The organism is Methylorubrum podarium (genome assembly GCF_022179745.1).
Classification (GTDB): domain Bacteria; phylum Pseudomonadota; class Alphaproteobacteria; order Rhizobiales; family Beijerinckiaceae; genus Methylobacterium; species Methylobacterium podarium.
Map to the genome: position 1 here is coordinate 1 of NZ_BPRD01000115.1, position 18,150 is coordinate 18,150.

An 18,150-nucleotide genomic window follows, 5' to 3' on the forward strand; every position below is an offset into this window, starting at 1 on the left:
CTCGATCTCCGCCGCGCCCGCCCCGAGCGTCACCAGGGTCACCCCGTGACGGTAGGGCTGCTCGGCCGCCGAGAGCGGGATCAGCGAGCCGCAGTAACGCACCTGCCCGTTGCCCAACGCTTGCGCCCGGTGGAGATGGCCCAGCGCCACGTAGCGCGCTTCCTCGGGAAACACGTCGGCCGGCACCGCGTGCTCGCCGCCGACCAGGATGCGCCGCTCCGCCCCCTCCGATTCGAGGCCGCCCGCGACGTGGAGATGGCCCGTGACGAGGAGCGGCAGGCCGGCGAGCCGCGGCCGGGCCGCCTCGAAGAGCTGGCCGTAGAGGTCGCGCACCGCCCGCACGATGGGCGAAGTCTCACCGATCCGCCGCTCGCTGCCGAGCGAGGAGAGCGGCGGCAGGCAGGCGGCGGTGGGGTAGGAGACGGCGAGCACCTGCGCCGCGACCTCGCCGTTGCCGGCACGGACCGGCACGAGATGGCGTTCGAGGTCGATCGCGCCGTCGCGCCGCCGGACATTGCCGACGACGTGGACGCCGATGGCTTCGAGGAGCGGGCGCGGCGCTTCCAGACGGCCGGCGGCGTCGTGGTTGCCGGCGGTGATGACGATGGTCATCGCGGGCCGCGCCGCGTGGAGGCGCGCCATCAGCGCGTAGAAGCGCGCCTGCGATTCGCCGGACGGGTTCTGGCTGTCGAATACGTCGCCGGCCACGACCAGCGCGTCGACCTCGCGCTCCGCGACGAGGCGCTCCAGGCAGCCGAACACGGCGTCGTGCTCGCGCTCGCGGGAGAAGCCGCGCAGGGTCTGGCCGATGTGCCAGTCGCCCGTATGGAGAACGCGGATCACTGGGGACGCCACTCGCCGAGACTGGGGCAGCGACCGTCGCCGCCTCGGGCGGCTTGTAGCCGGTTGTGTCGCCGGCTTCGAGAGCATCCCGGCGGCGGGGCCGGGATCTCCTGTGGCTTGCGGCCGCGGGCCTCAGTGGCAGACGGTGACCGTCTTGACGATCCAACCCTCGTCCGCCTGCCAGAGTTTGCGCCGCACGCGGCCGCAATTGGCCGGTTCGGCCGCGGTCCAGGCCGTCTGCGGCGCGGGGGCCGGCGTCTTCGCGTCGGCCTGGGCGACCTTCGTCTTGACGGTCGTCTTAGCCGGGCGCGAGGGGCTCGCCTTGCGGGCGGCCATGGCCTCGCCGGGGAGCATCAGGCCGAGGCAGAGCAATCCGAGCGAGAGGCGGAGGAGAGAGGCGCGCAAGGGGGTAGTCCGTGGTCAGGGCCGAACGGCTACGCTTGATCTAGGCAGCGGCCTCGCCAAAGCAATCGCCGTTCGCCACGATTTGCCTCGCGATCCGCACCTTTTTTGCGAAATCGTTAAAGCTGCCTGCCCGGCGCATGGCGGACACGCGTGTAACCTTTCGGACACAATGTTCGCACAGTTGGCGGTGCAGGAGCCTTGACGGTTGCGTCCGGCCCTGACGCCCGCGCGCTTCCTTGCTAGGGAACAAGCGGGGCAGTTCAGCCGGCCCGGATGATCGTGACCGTTCCTCCGTATTCCGGGGACGTTTCTCGGCCTGGCCCATTCGATCGAGCGATCCATGTCATTTCAGAACCGCCGTAAGCTTCTTGTCGGAGCCGCGACTACCCTCGGGCTCGCGACCCTGCCGGGGCGCGTCCTCGCCCAGACCTTCGACGGTTTCGACGACGACCGCCTCTATCAGGACGGCAACGGCCAGCTCTACCGCCGCCGCGGCGGGCAGTACGTTCCCTATAACGGCCGCGTCAGCAACGGACGTCCGGTGCCCGATTCGCAGACGGACATCGACGCGGAGGCCTATGCCCGCCGCCGGGCCGAGCGCAGCGGCGAGCCGCCCGCCGCCGAGGCGCCCAACCAGACGCCGCGCCAGCAGCAGGCCGGCTATCCGGTGCCGCCGCAGGAGCCCGATAACGGCCCGATCGACTACACGCGGGCCTACGCGGCGATCGCTAACGAGCCGTTTCCCGTCCAGGCGATCGCCTACAAGAAGTTCAACCCGATCTACCTGCGCCAGGAGGTCGATTTCCGCACCACCGAGCCGCCCGGCACGATCGTGGTCGATCCCAAGGCCCACTTCCTCTACCTCGTCCTTCCGAACGGCCGGGCGCGCCGCTACGGCGTGGGCGTGGGCAAGCAGGGCTTCTCTTGGTCGGGCACCGCGACCGTCAATTCGAAGCAGGCCTGGCCGGACTGGTATCCGCCCAAGGAGATGATCGCCCGCCGGCCGGATCTGGCCCGCGAGGTCGACAAGCTGCAGAGCGGCCTCGGCGTCCCCGGCGGGAGCCGCAACCCGCTCGGCGCGCGGGCCATGTATCTGTGGCAGAACAACAAGGACACGCTGTTCCGCATCCACGGCACGCTGGAGCCGCACTCCATCGGCAAGAGCGTGTCCTCGGGCTGCATCCGCATGATCAACCAGGATGCCATCGACCTGTTCAACCGCGTCGAGGTCGGCGCCAAGGTGGTGGTGCTCGGCTGATCCCGCGATAGTTTCCTCGAAACCCGAGCGCGCCGCCCGAGGCGGGCGCCGGACTTCGAGGAGACGTCATGGTCGATCTGATCCCCCGCGAGCACCTGTTCGGCAATCCGACGCGCTACGGCCATCAGATCAGCCCGGACGGGCGCCGCCTCGGCTGGGTGGCGCCCTTCGAGGGCGTCCTCAACATCTGGTCGGCGCCGCTCGACGATCTCGACGCCGCCGTGCCGGTCACCACCGACCGCCGCCGCGGCATCGACGCCTACGGCTTCGCCTATGACGGGCGCCACCTGCTCTACGTGCAGGACGCGGACGGCGACGAGAACAATCATCTCTACGCCGTCGATCTGACCAACGGCGAGCGCCGCGACCTGACGCCCTATCCCGGCATCGCCGCGGCGATCGTGGGCGTGAGCCGCATCGTGCGCGACCGCGTGCTGGTGGCGATCAACGACCGCGATCCGCGCTTCCACGACCTGTACAGCGTCGATCTCGCCACCGGCGAGCGCAGCCTGGTCGTCGAGAATCCGGGTTTCGCCGGCTTCCTCATCGACGAGCGCTACGCCGTGCGCTTCGCCTTCCGCAATCGTCCGGACGGTTCGAGCGAGCTGCTCGCCCCCGACGGCGCGAACTGGAAGCCCTGGCTCGCCTTCCCGCCCGAGGATGCCCGCGTCTCCGGCGCGGAGAATCTCGACGCCGCCGGCACCGCCCTGTTCTGCCGCGACAGCCGCGGACGCAACACCGCGGCGCTGACCCGGATCGACCTCGCTACGGCTGAGACCCGCGTGCTGGCCTCGCACGCGGAGGCGGATATCGGCGCCGTGCTGCAGGACGTCGAGACGCACGAGCCGGTGGCCTACTCGGTCACCCATGCCCGCAAGTCCTGGCACGTGCTCGACCCGCGCTTCGCCGACGACTTCGCCTTCCTCGACAGCCAGGGGCTCGGCGACTGGTATCCGGCGAGCCGCACGGAGGACGATTCGCTCTGGATCGTCGTCGCCCGCGCCGACACCCGCGTCGGCGAGGCGGCGATCTACGACCGGCGGGCGAAGAGCCTGCGCTCGCTCGGCAGCGCCCGGCCGGAGCTGGAGGGCGCCCCGCTCGCATCGATGCGCCCGGCGATCATCCGCTCCCGCGACGGGCTCGACCTCGTCTCCTACCTGACCCGCCCGCTCGACGCGCAAGCGCCCGGCCCGCTGGTGCTTCTCGTCCACGGCGGTCCGTGGGCGCGCGACAGCTACGGCTTCGACGGTCTGCACCAGTGGCTGGCCAACCGCGGCTACGCCGCGCTCAGCGTCAATTTCCGCTCCTCGACCGGATTCGGAAAGGCCTTCCTCAACGCGGGGGACCGCGAATGGGGCCGGCGGATGGACGACGACCTCAGCGACGCCGTCGCCTGGGCGGTGGCCGAGGGCGTGGCCGACCCCGCCCGCGTCGCGATCATGGGCGGCAGCTACGGCGGCTACGCCACGCTGATGGCACTTACGCGCAATCCGGAGGCCTATGCCTGCGGCATCGATCTCGTCGGCCCGGCCAACCTCGAGACCCTCGTGCGGACCATCCCGCCCTACTGGGAGGCGATGCGGGCACAGCTCCACCGCGCCATCGGCGATCCGGACACCGAGGAGGGCATGGCGCTGATCCGCGAGCGCTCGCCGGTCTACTTCGCCGACCGGATCAAGGCGCCGCTGCTGATCGTGCAGGGCGCCAACGATCCGCGGGTGAAACAGGCCGAATCCGACCAGATGGTCGCCGCGATGGAGCGGGGCGGCATCCCGGTCACCTACCTGCTGTTCCCGGACGAGGGCCACGGCCTCGTGCGCCCGGCCAACCGGCTGGCCTTCTTCGCCCGCGCCGAGGCGTTTCTGGCACGCTACCTCGGCGGACGCTGCGAGCCGATCCGCGAGGTGGAATCCGCCGGGACGTCGATGCAGGTGGTGCGGGAGGGGTGAGCCGCTCGTTCCCTCCCCCTTGTGGGGAGGGATAAAAGGGTGGGGGTGGTGCAGGAGGCAACGCGACGCCGCATCCTGAGCCACCCCCACCTCCCACTCCTCCCCACAAGGGGGAGAAGAGTATCCGCTCCACTCGCGCTCGACCGGTTACGCGTCGTGCGGTTGATCCTCGTCCTCGTCGTCGATGTCCACGAGGAAGACGATGTCGGCCTCCTCCTCGTCGTCGGCGCCGCTGCCGCCCTCGGCGGCGTGCTGCTCGTCCGGCTCGAAATCGCCCTCGCCGTCATCGGCGGCGAGCGCGTCCTCGAATTCCTCGATCTCGTCCTCCGTGGACTTGCGCACGGTGAGCTCGGAGGTGCCGTTCCAGATCGGACGACCCGCCGTCGTCATCGTCCGGATGTCCTCCTTGAAGCCGTCGCAGGTGAACAGGTCGCGGGCGGTCGCCTCGTCGCCGTTGATGACCGCGATCGCCGTGCCGTCGATCTCGAGCGTGAACATCGGGAACGTCCTCGAAGGAGGGAAATGGGCCGCAGGCCGACGGGCGGCGCTGCGCGTAAAACCCGGCCGGGCTGGCCGGGTTCGGCGGCGCTTGTAGGACGCCGGAACCGGATTCGTCGATGGGTCCCGCGCGCGATTACGCGCCGCTGCTCCCGCGGGCGACGGCGCGCTTCACGACGCCCTGCACCTCGCGATTCGACAGGAACAGGTCGTGGTTGAAGATGCCGCCGCCGTAATCCGAGGCGTCGGCGACGCGCACGCCGAGCGCTTCCAGGCGCTCGCGATCGGCGGCGCCCGCGCGGACGACGCCGCCGGCGATGGCGCCGGAGAGCTCCAGCGCCCTGTCGTTCGTGGCCGAGATGACGGTGATGCGCTTCGCATCCGGCCCCAGGCGCTCGACGCCGTTGGCGAACAGGTCGATGTCGATGTCGGGCGCGGCGAGCACCACTGCGCCGATCCGGGCGACCGCCGCCTCACCGGCCTCGACCCGCAGCATGCGCAGGGTTTCCAGCGTCAGCAGCGTCCCCATCGAGTGGGCGACGATGTGGATGCGCCCGCCGCTCGGCGTGGTGGTTACGGTCTTCAGGAGGTCCTCGAACGCGTCGCGGGACCACAGCGCGCTCTCGCGGTCGTAGCCGTAATCGAAGGTCGCCGCGGCCGAGGGCCAGGTGAACAAAGCCGAGGCGCCGCTGAAGCGGATCCCGTCGGAGAGGCGCGCGGCGCTGACCGCGGCGGACTCGAAGCTCTCGCGGTAGCCGTGGACGTAGATCAGCACGTCGCGGCCGAAGGCGGATTGCGCGAAGGCGACCGCCGCGCCCGGCCCCGTCGTGACCTCGCCGACGGAGCGGACGCCCCAATCGCCGCCCACCACAGCGGAGACCTTGCCGATCAACGAGCGGTCCGGCGCCGACATGCGCGCCTCGGCAAAGCTCAGGCCCCGCCCGCGCTCGGAGCCGAAGAACGGCGCCTTCGGCGGGTTGCCGGAGGCCGGGCGGCGGGTCGTGGCGACGAGTAGCACCGGGCTCACGTCGAGCGCCGACTGCGTCTCGGCGACGGTGCCGGTGGCGAGCCCGTCCATGACGCAGGCCGACAGGGCAGGAGAGAGGCCGGCCACGCCGGCAAGGCCCATCAGGCGCAGGAGGGAGCGGCGCGTCGCGTCGGAGGGCTGCATGACCGGTCTCGGGTCCCCGAAGAAGCCCGTTCCGGTGGCATGCCGGCGCCGGGCGCTCCTCCTTCGCGCAGGATCTTGACCGTGGCGGGGCACGATTGGGATTTTGGCCACTCGACGGCCGCACGACGCCCCGGCATGAAGGAGCGATGAGCGCGACCCTCCCCGACATGGATCACATCCGCGAGCGACTCCTGGCCGGCGACCGGGCGGCGCTCGCCCGCGCCATCACGCTGGCCGAGTCGCGTCGGGCCGATCACCGGGCGGCGGCGCGCGACCTGATCGACGCGGTGCTGCCGCGGACCGGCCGGGCGATCCGCGTCGGCATCACCGGGGTGCCGGGCGTCGGCAAGTCGACCACCATCGACGCGCTCGGCGCGCTGCTGACGGGCGCCGGGCACAAGGTGGCGGTGCTGGCGGTCGATCCGTCCTCGACCCGCACCGGCGGCTCGATCCTCGGCGACAAGACGCGGATGGCGCGGCTCGCCATCGACCGCAACGCCTTCATCCGGCCTTCTCCCTCATCGGGCACGCTGGGCGGCGTCGCGGCCAAGACCCGCGAGACCATGCTGCTGTGCGAGGCGGCGGGCTTCGACGTGATCCTCGTGGAGACCGTCGGCGTCGGCCAGTCGGAGACGGCGGTGGCCGACCTCACCGACTTCTTCCTCGTGCTGATGCTGCCGGGCGCCGGCGACGAGCTCCAGGGCATCAAGAAGGGCATTCTCGAACTCGCCGACATGATCGCGGTCAACAAGGCCGATGACGGCGAGGGCGAGCGCCGGGCCAATGCCGCGGCCTCCGAGTACCGCGCCGCGCTCCACATCCTGACCCCGCCGTCGGCCACCTGGACGCCGCCGGTGGTCACGATCTCCGGCCTGCACGGCAAGGGGCTCGACAGCCTGTGGAGCCGAATCGAGGACCATCGCGCCAAGCTCACCGCGACCGGCGAGATCGCGAAGAAGCGCCGTGAGCAGGATGTGAAGTGGATGTGGGCACTGGTCCACGAGCGGCTGCACCAGCGCCTCGTCGGCAGCGCCGAGGTGCGCCAGGCGACCGCCGAGGCCGAGCGGGCGGTGGCCGGCGGCGAGCACTCGCCGGCCGCCGGGGCCGACGCGATCGCAACGCTGATCGGGTTGTGAGCCGCCTGCTCGTCACGGGGTTCGGCCCGTTCCCGACGGTGCCCGACAACCCGAGCGCCCGCCTCGCGCGGCGGCTGGCGGGCTCGCCGCATCTGCGCCGCGTCCTCGGGCAGGCGCCGGACTGCCTCGTGCTCGACACCCGCTACGCCGCCCTCGACGCGCAGCTCGCTCCGGCGCTGGCGGAAGGCCCGAGCGCGGTCCTGATGATCGGCGTCGCCGCCCGGCGATCCCGTGTCTGCGTCGAGACCCGTGCGGTCAACCGGGTAAGCCGGCTGTTTCCCGATGCGGGCGGCGCGGTGGGGCGAACCCTCGCCTTCGAGCCGGAGAGCCCGGCCCAGCGCCGGAGCCGGGCTGCGGCGCAGGTGCTCGTGGCGCTGCGGCGCGCCGGGCTCGCGGCCGTGGCCTCGCGCGATGCCGGGCGCTACCTGTGCAACGCCTCGTATTTCCGAACCCTGGCAGCCGACCGTCCGGTCGTGTTCCTGCACATCCCGATGCCGCCGCGCACCCGGCGCCCGAAGGCCGGGGGAGGGCGCCACCGGCCCGCCCTCGATCGATGGGCCGCCGCCTTCGTCGAGGCGGCGCGGGTGCTCGCCCTGCGGGGCAGGGCGCAGCGTTAGCGGTTGATCAGGCCCACTCGCGCTCGGCGAGCTTCGCTTCGTAGGCGTCGATCGCAGGGGCCTTCTGGTCCAGGGTCAGGCCGATCTCGTCGAGGCCGTTGAGCAGGTTGTGCTTGCGGCCCTCGTCGATGTCGAAATGCAGCGTGCCGCCGTCCGGCCCCTTGATGGTCTGCGCGGCGAGATCGATCGTCAGCGTCGCGTTGGCGCCGCGCTCCGCATCCTCGAACAGCTTCTCGAGATCCTCCGGCGGGACGACGATCGCCAGAATGCCGTTCTTGGCGCAGTTGTTGAAGAAGATGTCGGCGAAGCTCGTGGAGATCACGCAGCGGATGCCGAAATCGGCGAGCGCCCAGGGCGCGTGCTCCCGCGACGAGCCGCAGCCGAAATTGTCGCCGACAACCAGGATCTTGGCGTTGCGGTAGGCCGGCTGGTTGAGGACGAAATCCGGGTTTTCCGAGCCGTCGTCGTTGTAGCGCATCTCGGAGAACAGGCCCTGGCCGAGCCCGGTGCGCTTGATCGTCTTGAGATACTGCTTGGGGATGATGCGGTCGGTGTCGATGTTGATGATCCGCATGGGCGCGGCGACGCCCTCCAGGGTCGTGAACTTTTCCATCGGTCTTCTCGAAATCGTCGTCGGATGCCGGGTAGATGTCCCCCGGCCTCGGTCCGCCGGTATCTAGCAGTCGAATCGCCGGCCCGGTAGACGCCCTATACCGGCCGGCATCGGGCTTGCCATATGAACGGATCGGACGAAGGGGAGCGCGCGGACGATGGCCGAGACACCAGACACCTTCAAGAAGGCACCCAAGCGCAAGCCGTCGAAGGGCAAGAGCGTCGCCGTCTCGCCCGAGATGCGCCAGGCCTATGCCGACCTCATCAAGGAGCGCGAGGAGAAGGAACAGGCCTACGGCCGTCACCTGCGCAAGGACGAGCCGCGCCGGTGACGGCGCGACGCCTCACACGGCCCTGAGCGCCGGACCCCGCCGGACGAAGCCGACGATGTCCTTGACCGCGTCCAGCGTCGGCGCGGCGATCGCCTCGGCCCGGCCCGCCCCGTCGGCGAGCACGCCGTCGATATAGGCCGGATCGGCGACGAGCCGCTTCATCTCGGCGCCGATCGGCGCCAGCGTCTCCACGGCGAGATCGACCAGGGCCGGCTTGAAGCTGGAGAACTGCGCGCCCCCGAAATCCTTCAGCACCTCGTCGCGGGTGATGCCGCGCAGGGCCGCGAAGATGCCGACGAGGTTGTCGGCCTCCGGCCGCCCTGCGAGCCCGGCGGTCTCCGAGGGGAGGGGCTCGGGATCGGTCTTGGCCTTGCGCACCTTCTGCGCGATGGCGTCCGCGTCGTCGGTGAGCGCGATGCGCGAATACTCGGACGGGTCCGACTTCGACATCTTCTTGGTGCCGTCGCGCAGGGACATGACCCGCGCCGCCGGCCCGCCGATCAGCGGCTCGGTCAGCGGGAAGAACTGCTCGCCGTGGCCGTGCGCCAGGATCGACCCCGCGAAGTCGTTGTTGAATTTCTGGGCGATGTCGCGGGTCAGTTCGAGGTGCTGCTTCTGGTCCTCGCCCACCGGCACGTGGGTCGCCCGGTAGGCCAGGATGTCGGCCGCCATCAGCACGGGGTAGTCGTAGAGACCGATCGAGGCGTTCTCCCGATCCTTGCCGGCCTTGTCCTTGAACTGCGTCATGCGGTTGAGCCAGCCGAGGCGGGCGACGCAGTTGAAGATCCAGGCGAGTTCCGCGTGCTGGGGCACCTGGGACTGGTTGAAGACGATGGAGCGCGTCGGATCGATGCCGGCGGCGAGGAAGGCGGCCGTGACCTCGCGGATCTGCCCCTTCAGCGCCTGCGGATCCTGCCAAAGGGTGATGGCGTGGAGATCGACCACGCAATACAGGCATTGCGCGTCGCGCTGCTGCATCTCGACGAAGCGCTTGATGGCGCCGAGATAGTTGCCGAGATGCAGGTTCCCGGTCGGCTGGACGCCGGAGAACACGAGTTCGGTGAACGCGGCCATCGGCGCGGGTCCCTGGAAAGAAGGTCCGGGCCGAGGCGATCTCGCATCCCGCTTGAAGCGGCGGTTTCTGGCACCGCCGGCGGCGGCGGGTCAAGCAGGATGGACGGCTCGGGCGCGCCCTGTCCGATCCCGAATTTCGACCTCACGGATACAGCGTATGCGGACCCTTCCGAAACCGCGTTCAGGGACACCGCGCCGCGTAGGCGTTCATGATCGCCGGGAGGAGGCCGGGAAAGCGGGCTTCGACCTCGGCGCAGCGCGAATGGTTGCGCATCTCGACGCCGTGACGCTCGCAGCGGATCAAACCGGCCTCGCGCAGCACCTTGAAGTGGCTGGAGAGCGACGATTTCGGGATGACCTGATCGCCCAGAGCGGACACGGCCGAGCAGGCCTGCACGCACCCCGCCTTCGTGATCCGGGCAAAGATCTCCGCACGGCGCGGATCCGACAGGGCGTGCAGGATCGCCTCCGGCTGGACGTCCTCAATCGCTGGGTGAAACAGGGGCCTCATGATTCATTCATATGGGGACTTGAACCTCGCTTCCATAGTTCCGAAATCCCGAACTATGGGACTGAGGCGCCGCACCGGAGCCGGCCCATGTCGAAGGGTTAGCACAGATGTCGAAGCTTGAGGGCAAGGTCGCGGTGGTGACCGGCGCATCGAAGGGGATCGGCGCCGCGATCGCCAAGGCTCTGGCGAAGGACGGTGCTTCCGTCATCGTCAACTACGCGTCGAGCAAGGCCGGCGCGGACGCCGTCGTCGAGAGCATCGCGGCCGCCGGGGGCAAGGCCGTCGCGGTCCAGGCCGACGTCTCCAACGCCGCGCAGGCGCACGGCCTGATCGAGACCGCCGTACGGCAGTTCGGTCGGCTCGACGTGCTGGTGAACAATTCCGGCGTCTACGAGTTCGCGGCGATCGAGGACGTGACCGAACAGCACTATCGTCGTCTGTTCGATATCAATGTGCTGGGCGTCCTGCTGGTGACCCAGGCGGCGACGAAACACCTCGGAGAGGGCGGCAGCATCATCAATATCTCGTCGGCCGTCATCGACGTCGAGACGCCGACCAGCGCGGTCTATACCGGCACCAAGGGTGCTCTGAACGCGATCTCCGGCGTCCTCGCCAATGAACTCGCTCCGCGCAAGATCCGGGTGAACACGGTCAGCCCCGGCTACGTGGTCACGGAGGGCACCCATAGCGCCGGCATCGCCGGCTCGGAGATGGAGGCCGGCTTCGTCGCGACGACCCCGCTCGGCCGAGCCGGCCAGCCGGACGACATTGCCGGCGTCGTCGCCTTCCTCGCCTCGGACGACGCCCGCTGGGTCACCGGCGCGGTGATCAACGCCAGCGGCGGCATTCGCTGAGGCCGAGCCTCCGCGCTCTCGGATCGCCCGATCCGGCCATCCGCGAGCGCGGGTGCCTCTGCCGCCGACGGCGGGACTTCGAGCGCCTTCTCACCGCCGGGGGCGAGAAGGCCGTCCGCCGCGACGCGGCAGCCCTCAGAAGACCTGAGCGGCGTCCCCGTTGCTTTTCGGCGCGCCCGGCACGCCGGCTTCCGTATCCGCCCGGTCGGCGGCGCGCTTGTCGAGAGCTCGCTCCACGACTTTGGCGAGCCCGACCATGATCTTGTCGAGCTCGTAGTCCTTCGGCGTATAGACCGCCGTGACGCCCATGTTCTTGAGCACCAGCTCGTCCTCGGTCGAGATGATGCCGCCGACGACGACCGGCACGTGGTCGAGGCCCGCCTCGCGCAGCTTCGCCTTCACCTCGCGCACCAGCGGCACATGGCTCCCGGAGAGTACGGAGAGACCGATGACGTGGGCGCCGCGCTCCTTCGCCTTGGCGACGATCTCGGTGGGCGTCTGGCGGATGCCGTCGTAGGTCACGTCGAAGCCGACATCGCGGGCGCGGAGCGCAATCTGCTCGGCGCCGTTGGAATGGCCATCGAGACCGGGCTTGCCGACGACCAGCTTCGGCGTCTCGCCGAGGCGCTCGCCGAGGTCGGCGATGAGCAGGCGCGCCTCCTCCGCCGCGCCCGAGGTGACCGTCTCGAGCGTCACGCCGGTCGGCGCGCGGTACTCGCCAAAAACCTCGCGCAGGCGCCGGCCCCATTCGCCGGTGGTCACGCCCGCCTTCGCCGCGGCGATGGAGGGCGGCATGATGTTGGCGCCCGAGCGCGCGGCCTGTTCCAGATCGTCCAGCGCCTGGCCGACCGCGCGATCGTCGCGCTTCGCGCGCCACTCGCGGATGCGGGCCTCGGCCTCCATCTCAACCGTCTCCGAGACCGTGAAGATCGCCCCATCCCCGGCGGTGAGCGGCGAGGGTTCGCCCTGCTGCCACTTGTTGACGCCGACGACGATCTGCTCGCCCTTCTCGATCGCCGCGATGCGCTTGGCGTTCGATTCCACCAGCGCCCGCTTCAACTCGCCCGCCTCGACCGCCGAGACCGCGCCGCCGATCTCGGCGATGCGCTTCAATTCGGCCCGGGTCTGCTCCTTGAGCGCCTCGACGCGGGATTCGATTACGGTCGAGCCGTCGAAGATGTCGTCGTATTCGAGCAGGTCGGTCTCGAAGGCGAGGATCTGCTGCATCCGCATCGACCATTGCTGGTCCCAGGGGCGGGGCAGGCCGAGCGCCTCGTTCCAGGCCGGGAGCTGCACCGCGCGGGCGCGGGCGCGCTTCGAGAGGGTCACCGCCAGCATCTCGATCAGGATGCGGTGCACGTTGTTCTCGGGCTGCTGTTCCGTCAGTCCGAGGGAGTTGACCTGCACGCCGTAGCGGAAAATCCGCTTCTTGGCGTCGGTGATGCCGTAGCGCTGTTGGGCGATCTCGTCCCACAGCTCGGCGAAGGCGCGCATCTTGCAGATCTCGGTGACGAACCGCATGCCGGCGTTCACGAAGAACGAGATGCGGCTGAACACGTCCGAGAAGCTGGCCTCGTCGAAATCGGGATCGTCGCGCACCGTGTCGAGCACGGCGATGGCGATAGCGAGCGCGTAGGAAAGTTCCTGGACCGGCGTCGCCCCCGCCTCCTGCAGGTGGTAGGAGCAGACGTTCATCGGGTTCCACTTCGGCACGTTCTTGGTCGTGAACAGGATCACGTCCTTGGTGAGCCGCAGCGAGGGCGCGGGCGGGAACACGTAGGTGCCGCGCGAGAGGTATTCCTTGATGATGTCGTTCTGCGTGGTGCCCTGGAGCGCCGCGATCGGCGCGCCCTGCTCCTCGGCCACCGCGAGATAGAGCGACAGCAGCCACGGCGCCGTGGCGTTGATCGTCATCGAGGTGTTCATCTGCGCCAGCGGAATCTGGTCGAACAGGGTCCGCATGTCGCCGAGATGCGCGATCGAGACGCCGACCTTGCCGACCTCGCCGCGGGCGAGTTCATGGTCGGGGTCGTAGCCGGTCTGCGTCGGCAGATCGAAGGCGACCGAGAGGCCGGTCTGGCCCTTGGCGAGGTTGCCGCGATAGAGCTTGTTCGATTCCGCCGCCGTGGAGTGGCCCGCATAGGTGCGGATGATCCACGGCTTGTCGCGCTTGACCTCGGCGACGCTCGCTTGCGCGCTCATCCACTCGACTCCCTGATCCGATGCGTTCGCGCGCCTTGAGGCACGGCTGTTGGCCGGCACCGTAGCGAAGCCGTCGCGGCTCGTCATCTGGGAGAAAGGTCGAGGATCGTTACTCCCGGAATTGGAAAAACTTGATCCGGCTCAAAGCGAATTTTTGAATGAGAGCTCGGGTCCATGCCCCGTCGTGGAGAGACTTGGTTCGAAGTGAGAGCACGTTGGCGAGGGTTCATCTCCACGTTATTTTGAATTCAAATACGCAGTCCGACCGTAGCGCCAGGTTTTTATGCGGACCGGACGAAGCCTCGCCTTTTAGGCCACTTGGAAGGCCGGAAACATCGTGCTTATAGCGTCGGCCAAGGTCGCGCGGATCGAGGCGCGCGAGCCGTGAATAGGACAGGGAGTGCCACGATGGCTGCAAGCGCAGCGCCGGCCTGGACCGGGCAGACGGCGGAAGCCAAGGACCTTTACGAGCTCGGCGAGATCCCCCCGCTCGGCCACGTGCCCGCCAAGATGTATGCCTGGGCGATCCGCCGCGAGCGCCACGGACCGCCGGAGGAGTCGCACCAGCTCGAAGTGCTGCCCGTGTGGGAGATCGGCGACGACGAGGTGCTCGTCTACGTCATGGCCGCGGGCGTGAACTACAACGGCGTCTGGGCCGGCCTCGGCGAGCCTATCTCGCCGTTCGACGTGCACAAGGGCGAGTACCACATCGCCGGTTCCGACGCCTCCGGCATCGTCTGGAAGGTCGGCGCCAAGGTGAAGCGCTGGAAGGTCGGCGACGAGGTCATCGTCCACTGCAACCAGGACGACGGCGACGACGAGGAGTGCAACGGCGGCGACCCGATGTTCTCGCCGACCCAGCGCATCTGGGGCTATGAGACCGGCGACGGCTCCTTCGCCCAGTTCTGCCGGGTGCAGTCGCGCCAGCTCATGGTCCGGCCCAAGCACCTCACCTGGGAAGAGGCCGCCTGCTACACCCTAACGCTCGCCACCGCCTACCGCATGCTGTTCGGCCACGCGCCCCACACCGTGCGTCCCGGCCAGAACGTGCTGATCTGGGGCGCCTCGGGCGGCCTCGGCGTGTTCGGCGTGCAGCTCTGTGCGGCGTCGGGCGCCAACGCCATCGCGGTGATCTCGGACGAGTCGAAGCGCGACTACGTGATGAGCCTCGGCGCCAAGGGCGTCATCAACCGCAAGGACTTCGAGTGCTGGGGCCAGCTCCCGAAGGTGAACTCGCCCGAGTACAACACCTGGCTCAAGGAAGCCCGGAAGTTCGGCAAGGCGATCTGGGACATCACCGGCAAGGGCAACGACGTCGACATCGTGTTCGAGCATCCGGGCGAGGCGACCTTCCCGGTCTCGTCGCTGGTGGTGAAACGCGGCGGCATGGTGGTGTTCTGCGCCGGCACCACCGGCTTCAACATCACCTTCGACGCCCGCTACGTCTGGATGCGCCAGAAGCGCATCCAGGGCTCGCACTTCGCCCACCTCAAGCAGGCCTCGGCCGCCAACCAGTTCGTGATGGACCGGCGCGTCGATCCCTGCATGAGCGAGGTGTTCCCCTGGGACAAGATCCCGGCCGCCCACACCAAGATGTGGAAGAACCAGCACCCGCCCGGCAACATGGCCGTGCTCGTCAACTCCACCCGGGCGGGCCTGCGCACGGTCGAGGACGTGATCGAGGCCGGTCCGCTCAAGGCGATGTGAGTCAGGCTCCGCCGTCACCGCGGACGGGGCGGAGCGATCCGGGAGTGCGAGGGGGCGCGCGCCGGATGGCGACGCCTCGTCTCGCGAGGACGGACCAGGGAGTGCCGCCGCGTGCGGCCGACCGGACACGAAAAGGCCCGCGCATCGCACAGGATGCGCGGGCTTTTTTGATCCCTCATCGCAGCGGCCGACCGTTCGGCCTGCCGTTCCGGTCGGGGCGAACAACCGTCTGTCGAAGCGCCGGCCGGCTCAGGCCTCGCCGCGGGCGACGAGCGCCTCGTATTCGGAGACCTCGAGGCGGCCCTCCTTGGCGACTCGCGCCTTGTCCTCGTCGCTGATCACGTCGCCGGCGAGGTCGAGCCGTTTCCAGGCGGCGAGCGGCGTCTCCCGGTCGGGGCGCGGCACGTACTTGTTCTGCTCGAGCTTCTTGTACTTGTGGATGTAGCGCGGGCAGTTGACCCAGATCTTCGTGACGTCGACCTTCACGAGGTATTTCGCTTCCGTGTACTCGGCCATCAGCGGGTCGTCGCGCAGCAGCGAGGCGTGGCCCTGGACGCGGATGCGGTGCGGTGTCTCGAAGTCGATGAAGAGGAGACCGACCTTGGCCTGCCCCGCGATGTTGCCGACCGAGTAGAACATCCCGTTGCCGTCGAAGCCGGGAAACACCAGCGTCGCGCCGTCGACCACCTTCACGAAGCCGGTCGGGCCGCCCTTGTAGGAAACGGTCGGCATGCCGTCGGGATCGACGGTGGACAGAAAGAACATGTCGCGCGAGCCGATGAAGGCGGCCTCGTCCGGCTGGATCGTCTCGTGCACCCAATCCTCGTCCAGGCGGACGGCGAGCTTGGTCGTGCCGAATTCCTCTTGAAGCGCGCGGTGCGCTTCCGAGTAGAGCGATGCCATGTGCGTCTCCTCCGGGGCCTCGTTTCGCGGGCCTCCCGGGGGGCTTTTAAGCCAAGGTCCGGACAAGAGAAAGGCCGGTCACGCTGGCGCGAACCGGCCCTCCGCAACAGTGGAGGCCGAGCAAAGCACGGCCTCCCGATCCAAAAACATCAGTTCTTGGTCTTGTCGACCAGGGCCTTCTCCGAGATCCACGGCATCATGCCGCGGAGCTTGGCGCCGACCTCCTCGATCGGATGGGCGGCGAGCTTGGCGCGGGTGGCCTTGAACGAGGTCTGGCCGACCTTGTTCTCCAGCATCCAGTTGCGGGTGAAGATGCCCGACTGGATGTCGTTGAGGACGCGCTTCATCTCGGCCTTGGTCTCCGGCGTCACGATGCGCGGGCCGGTGACGTACTCGCCGTACTCGGCGGTGTTCGAGATCGAGTAGTTCATGTTGGCGATGCCGCCTTCATAGATGAGGTCGACGATCAGCTTCACCTCGTGCAGGCACTCGAAATAGGCCATCTCGGGGGCGTAGCCCGCCTCGACCAGCGTCTCGAAGCCGGCCTTGATCAGCTCGACGAGGCCGCCGCAGAGCACGGCCTGCTCACCGAACAGGTCGGTCTCGCACTCTTCCTTGAACGTCGTCTCGATGATGCCGGCGCGGCCGCCGCCATTGGCCGAGGCGTAGGAGAGGCCGAGATCGTGGGCGTTGCCCGAGGCATCCTGCGCGATGGCGATGAGCGTCGGGACGCCGCCGCCCTTGAGGTACTCGCCGCGCACGGTGTGGCCGGGGCCCTTCGGCGCGACCATCAGCACGTCGAGATCCTTGCGCGGCTCGATCAGGTTGAAGTGCACGTTGAGGCCGTGGGCGAACAGGAGGGCGGCACCCTCCTTCATGTTGCCCTCGAGCGACTCCTTGTAGATGTCGCCCTGAAGCTCGTCGGGGGTGAGCATCATCACCACGTCGCCCCACTTCGCGGCGTCGGCGACGTTCATCACCTTGAAGCCCTCGTGCTCCGCCTTCTTGGCGGTGGCCGAGCCTTCGCGGAGCGCGATGACGATGTCCTTCACGCCGGAATCGCGCAGGTTGAGCGCGTGGGCATGGCCCTGGCTGCCGTAGCCGACGATGACGACCTTCTTGCCCTTGATCAGGTTCAGGTCGGCGTCGCGATCGTAATAGACGCGCATGGGGGTGTCCTCTCTGGTTGGCTGGGGTTTCGGTTCAGGGTTTCGCCTGGCCGTAGAGGGCCAGGAACTGCTCGACGGCACGGGCCGCGTCGCTCCGGATCCCGGCGGCGTCGAGATCGAGCGCGTCGCCGAGGAGAAGTCGGATCTGGATATCGCGGCCGACCAGACCGAAGAAGGTCCGGAACGCCGCTTCACTGTCCTCGAAAGCGAGGAGGCCCGCCGCGCGGCCGGCCTCCAGCACGGGCTTCACCCGCTCGCCGATGGCGAAGCGCCCATTCGCCAGGACGATGCCGCCGAGATTGCTGTTGCGCGAGCCGGTCTCGGCGATGGCGATCCGGTTGAGCGCGACCGAGGTGCGGCTGCCGATCACCGCGAGCCAGCTCTCGGCGAAATCGACGAGATTTTCGCGCAGGGCGGCGGCGTCGAGTCCGCTGATTTCGTAGCGGCCGGCATGGACCCGCGAAGCCTGCCAGCGCACCGTCGCGGTGAGCAGGCCGTCGCGGTCGCCGAACCACTTGTAGAGCGTTTCCTTGGAGCAGCTCGCCCGGCGCGCCACCGCATCCATGGTCAGCGGATCGCTGCCATCGACCATCAGCGCCAGGGCGGCGTCGAGCACGGCCCGCTGACGCGGGGAGGGCGTCTCGGCGGATAGCGCTTCGGTAGGAACGGGGTTCGCCTGCATGATCCGGCTGGTAGAACAGTACCGTACCGTACGGTACGCCCTCCTAGCCCACTCGCATCCACGCGGCAACCCGAGGCCACAGGATATCCTGCGGTCACCCGTGCCGTCACGAATCCGTCGTAGGGGGCGCGGAACCCGCTTGCCGAGCGCCCGACCTCGGCGTATACGGCCCTCCGTCGCCATGGCGACGCCCGTGCCGCCCTTCCGCAGGCGGCACGGGCGTCGCC

18 protein-coding genes are annotated in these 18,150 nt (G+C 69.1%); 7 read left to right on the forward strand and 11 right to left on the reverse strand.

The window, feature by feature from the left end:
• Together sbcD and MFF42_RS06125 are read right to left on the reverse strand one after the other, a co-directional pair.
• The coding region (sbcD, locus tag MFF42_RS06120) for an exonuclease subunit SbcD (protein ID WP_238254950.1) at positions 1-843 on the reverse strand (843 nt) is incomplete at its 3' end.
• 132 nt (positions 844-975) lie between these two features.
• A complete protein-coding gene (locus MFF42_RS06125; protein ID WP_238254951.1) occupies positions 976-1,248 on the reverse strand; it encodes a hypothetical protein in 273 nt (90 codons plus the stop codon).
• Positions 1,249-1,588: 340 nt separating this feature from the next.
• Here MFF42_RS06125 and MFF42_RS06130 point away from each other — a divergent pair, with 340 nt between their 5' ends.
• Positions 1,589-2,506: a L,D-transpeptidase gene (locus MFF42_RS06130; protein WP_238254952.1), complete on the forward strand. Its 918-nt coding sequence runs from the start codon at positions 1,589-1,591 to the stop codon at positions 2,504-2,506.
• A 68-nt stretch (positions 2,507-2,574) separates the two neighbouring features.
• The gene (locus tag MFF42_RS06135; RefSeq protein ID WP_238254953.1) at positions 2,575-4,455 is read left to right on the forward strand and encodes a S9 family peptidase; all 1,881 of its coding nucleotides are present in this window, start codon (positions 2,575-2,577) and stop codon (positions 4,453-4,455) included.
• Between the two features lie 147 nt (positions 4,456-4,602).
• Here MFF42_RS06135 and MFF42_RS06140 read toward each other — a convergent pair whose 3' ends face one another.
• Complete coding sequence (locus tag MFF42_RS06140; RefSeq protein WP_238254954.1) at positions 4,603-4,953, reverse strand: hypothetical protein; 351 nt, start codon at positions 4,951-4,953, stop codon at positions 4,603-4,605.
• A gap of 136 nt (positions 4,954-5,089) precedes the next feature.
• The gene (locus tag MFF42_RS06145) at positions 5,090-6,124 is read right to left on the reverse strand and encodes an alpha/beta hydrolase (protein WP_238254955.1); all 1,035 of its coding nucleotides are present in this window, start codon (positions 6,122-6,124) and stop codon (positions 5,090-5,092) included.
• A 146-nt stretch (positions 6,125-6,270) separates the two neighbouring features.
• Here MFF42_RS06145 and meaB point away from each other — a divergent pair, with 146 nt between their 5' ends.
• A complete protein-coding gene (gene meaB, locus MFF42_RS06150) occupies positions 6,271-7,260 on the forward strand; it encodes a methylmalonyl Co-A mutase-associated GTPase MeaB (RefSeq protein ID WP_238254956.1) in 990 nt (329 codons plus the stop codon).
• Positions 7,257-7,877 carry a pyroglutamyl-peptidase I gene (locus MFF42_RS06155; RefSeq protein WP_238254957.1) on the forward strand — a complete coding sequence of 207 codons (621 nt, stop codon included), beginning with the start codon at positions 7,257-7,259 and terminating at the stop codon, positions 7,875-7,877. Before meaB ends, MFF42_RS06155 begins: the two co-directional genes overlap by 4 nt.
• Before the next feature lie 7 nt (positions 7,878-7,884).
• Here the strand turns inward: MFF42_RS06155 and leuD are convergent, their stop codons facing one another.
• Positions 7,885-8,490, reverse strand: a complete 606-nt coding sequence (leuD, locus tag MFF42_RS06160) for a 3-isopropylmalate dehydratase small subunit (protein ID WP_238254958.1) — start codon at positions 8,488-8,490, stop codon at positions 7,885-7,887.
• Positions 8,491-8,647: 157 nt separating this feature from the next.
• On the opposite strand from leuD, the gene MFF42_RS06165 reads away from it, so the two are divergent.
• The gene (locus MFF42_RS06165) at positions 8,648-8,821 is read left to right on the forward strand and encodes a hypothetical protein (RefSeq protein ID WP_238254959.1); all 174 of its coding nucleotides are present in this window, start codon (positions 8,648-8,650) and stop codon (positions 8,819-8,821) included.
• A 12-nt stretch (positions 8,822-8,833) separates the two neighbouring features.
• Here the strand turns inward: MFF42_RS06165 and trpS are convergent, their stop codons facing one another.
• The gene (gene trpS / locus MFF42_RS06170; protein WP_238254960.1) at positions 8,834-9,895 is read right to left on the reverse strand and encodes a tryptophan--tRNA ligase; all 1,062 of its coding nucleotides are present in this window, start codon (positions 9,893-9,895) and stop codon (positions 8,834-8,836) included.
• 181 nt (positions 9,896-10,076) lie between these two features.
• Positions 10,077-10,406, reverse strand: coding sequence for an ArsR/SmtB family transcription factor (locus tag MFF42_RS06175; protein ID WP_238254961.1), 330 nt, complete (start codon positions 10,404-10,406; stop codon positions 10,077-10,079).
• Positions 10,407-10,513: 107 nt separating this feature from the next.
• Here MFF42_RS06175 and MFF42_RS06180 point away from each other — a divergent pair, with 107 nt between their 5' ends.
• Positions 10,514-11,260 carry a glucose 1-dehydrogenase gene (locus MFF42_RS06180; RefSeq protein WP_238254962.1) on the forward strand — a complete coding sequence of 249 codons (747 nt, stop codon included), beginning with the start codon at positions 10,514-10,516 and terminating at the stop codon, positions 11,258-11,260.
• Between the two features lie 135 nt (positions 11,261-11,395).
• Here the strand turns inward: MFF42_RS06180 and MFF42_RS06185 are convergent, their stop codons facing one another.
• Positions 11,396-13,462: an ethylmalonyl-CoA mutase gene (locus MFF42_RS06185; RefSeq protein ID WP_238254963.1), complete on the reverse strand. Its 2,067-nt coding sequence runs from the start codon at positions 13,460-13,462 to the stop codon at positions 11,396-11,398.
• Positions 13,463-13,870: 408 nt separating this feature from the next.
• Here MFF42_RS06185 and ccrA point away from each other — a divergent pair, with 408 nt between their 5' ends.
• On the forward strand, positions 13,871-15,169 hold the full coding sequence (gene ccrA, locus MFF42_RS06190) for a crotonyl-CoA carboxylase/reductase (RefSeq protein WP_238254964.1): 1,299 nt from the start codon (positions 13,871-13,873) through the stop codon (positions 15,167-15,169).
• Between the two features lie 249 nt (positions 15,170-15,418).
• Here ccrA and MFF42_RS06195 read toward each other — a convergent pair whose 3' ends face one another.
• From MFF42_RS06195 to MFF42_RS06205, 3 genes are all read right to left on the reverse strand, one after another.
• Positions 15,419-16,072, reverse strand: a complete 654-nt coding sequence (locus MFF42_RS06195) for a pyridoxamine 5'-phosphate oxidase family protein (RefSeq protein WP_238254965.1) — start codon at positions 16,070-16,072, stop codon at positions 15,419-15,421.
• Positions 16,073-16,221: 149 nt separating this feature from the next.
• Entirely contained in the window at positions 16,222-17,241 is a 1,020-nt protein-coding gene (gene ilvC, locus MFF42_RS06200; RefSeq protein WP_238254966.1) for a ketol-acid reductoisomerase, read from the reverse strand.
• 34 nt (positions 17,242-17,275) lie between these two features.
• Positions 17,276-17,923, reverse strand: coding sequence for a TetR/AcrR family transcriptional regulator C-terminal domain-containing protein (locus tag MFF42_RS06205; protein WP_238254967.1), 648 nt, complete (start codon positions 17,921-17,923; stop codon positions 17,276-17,278).
• Positions 17,924-18,150: the final 227 nt, after the last annotated feature.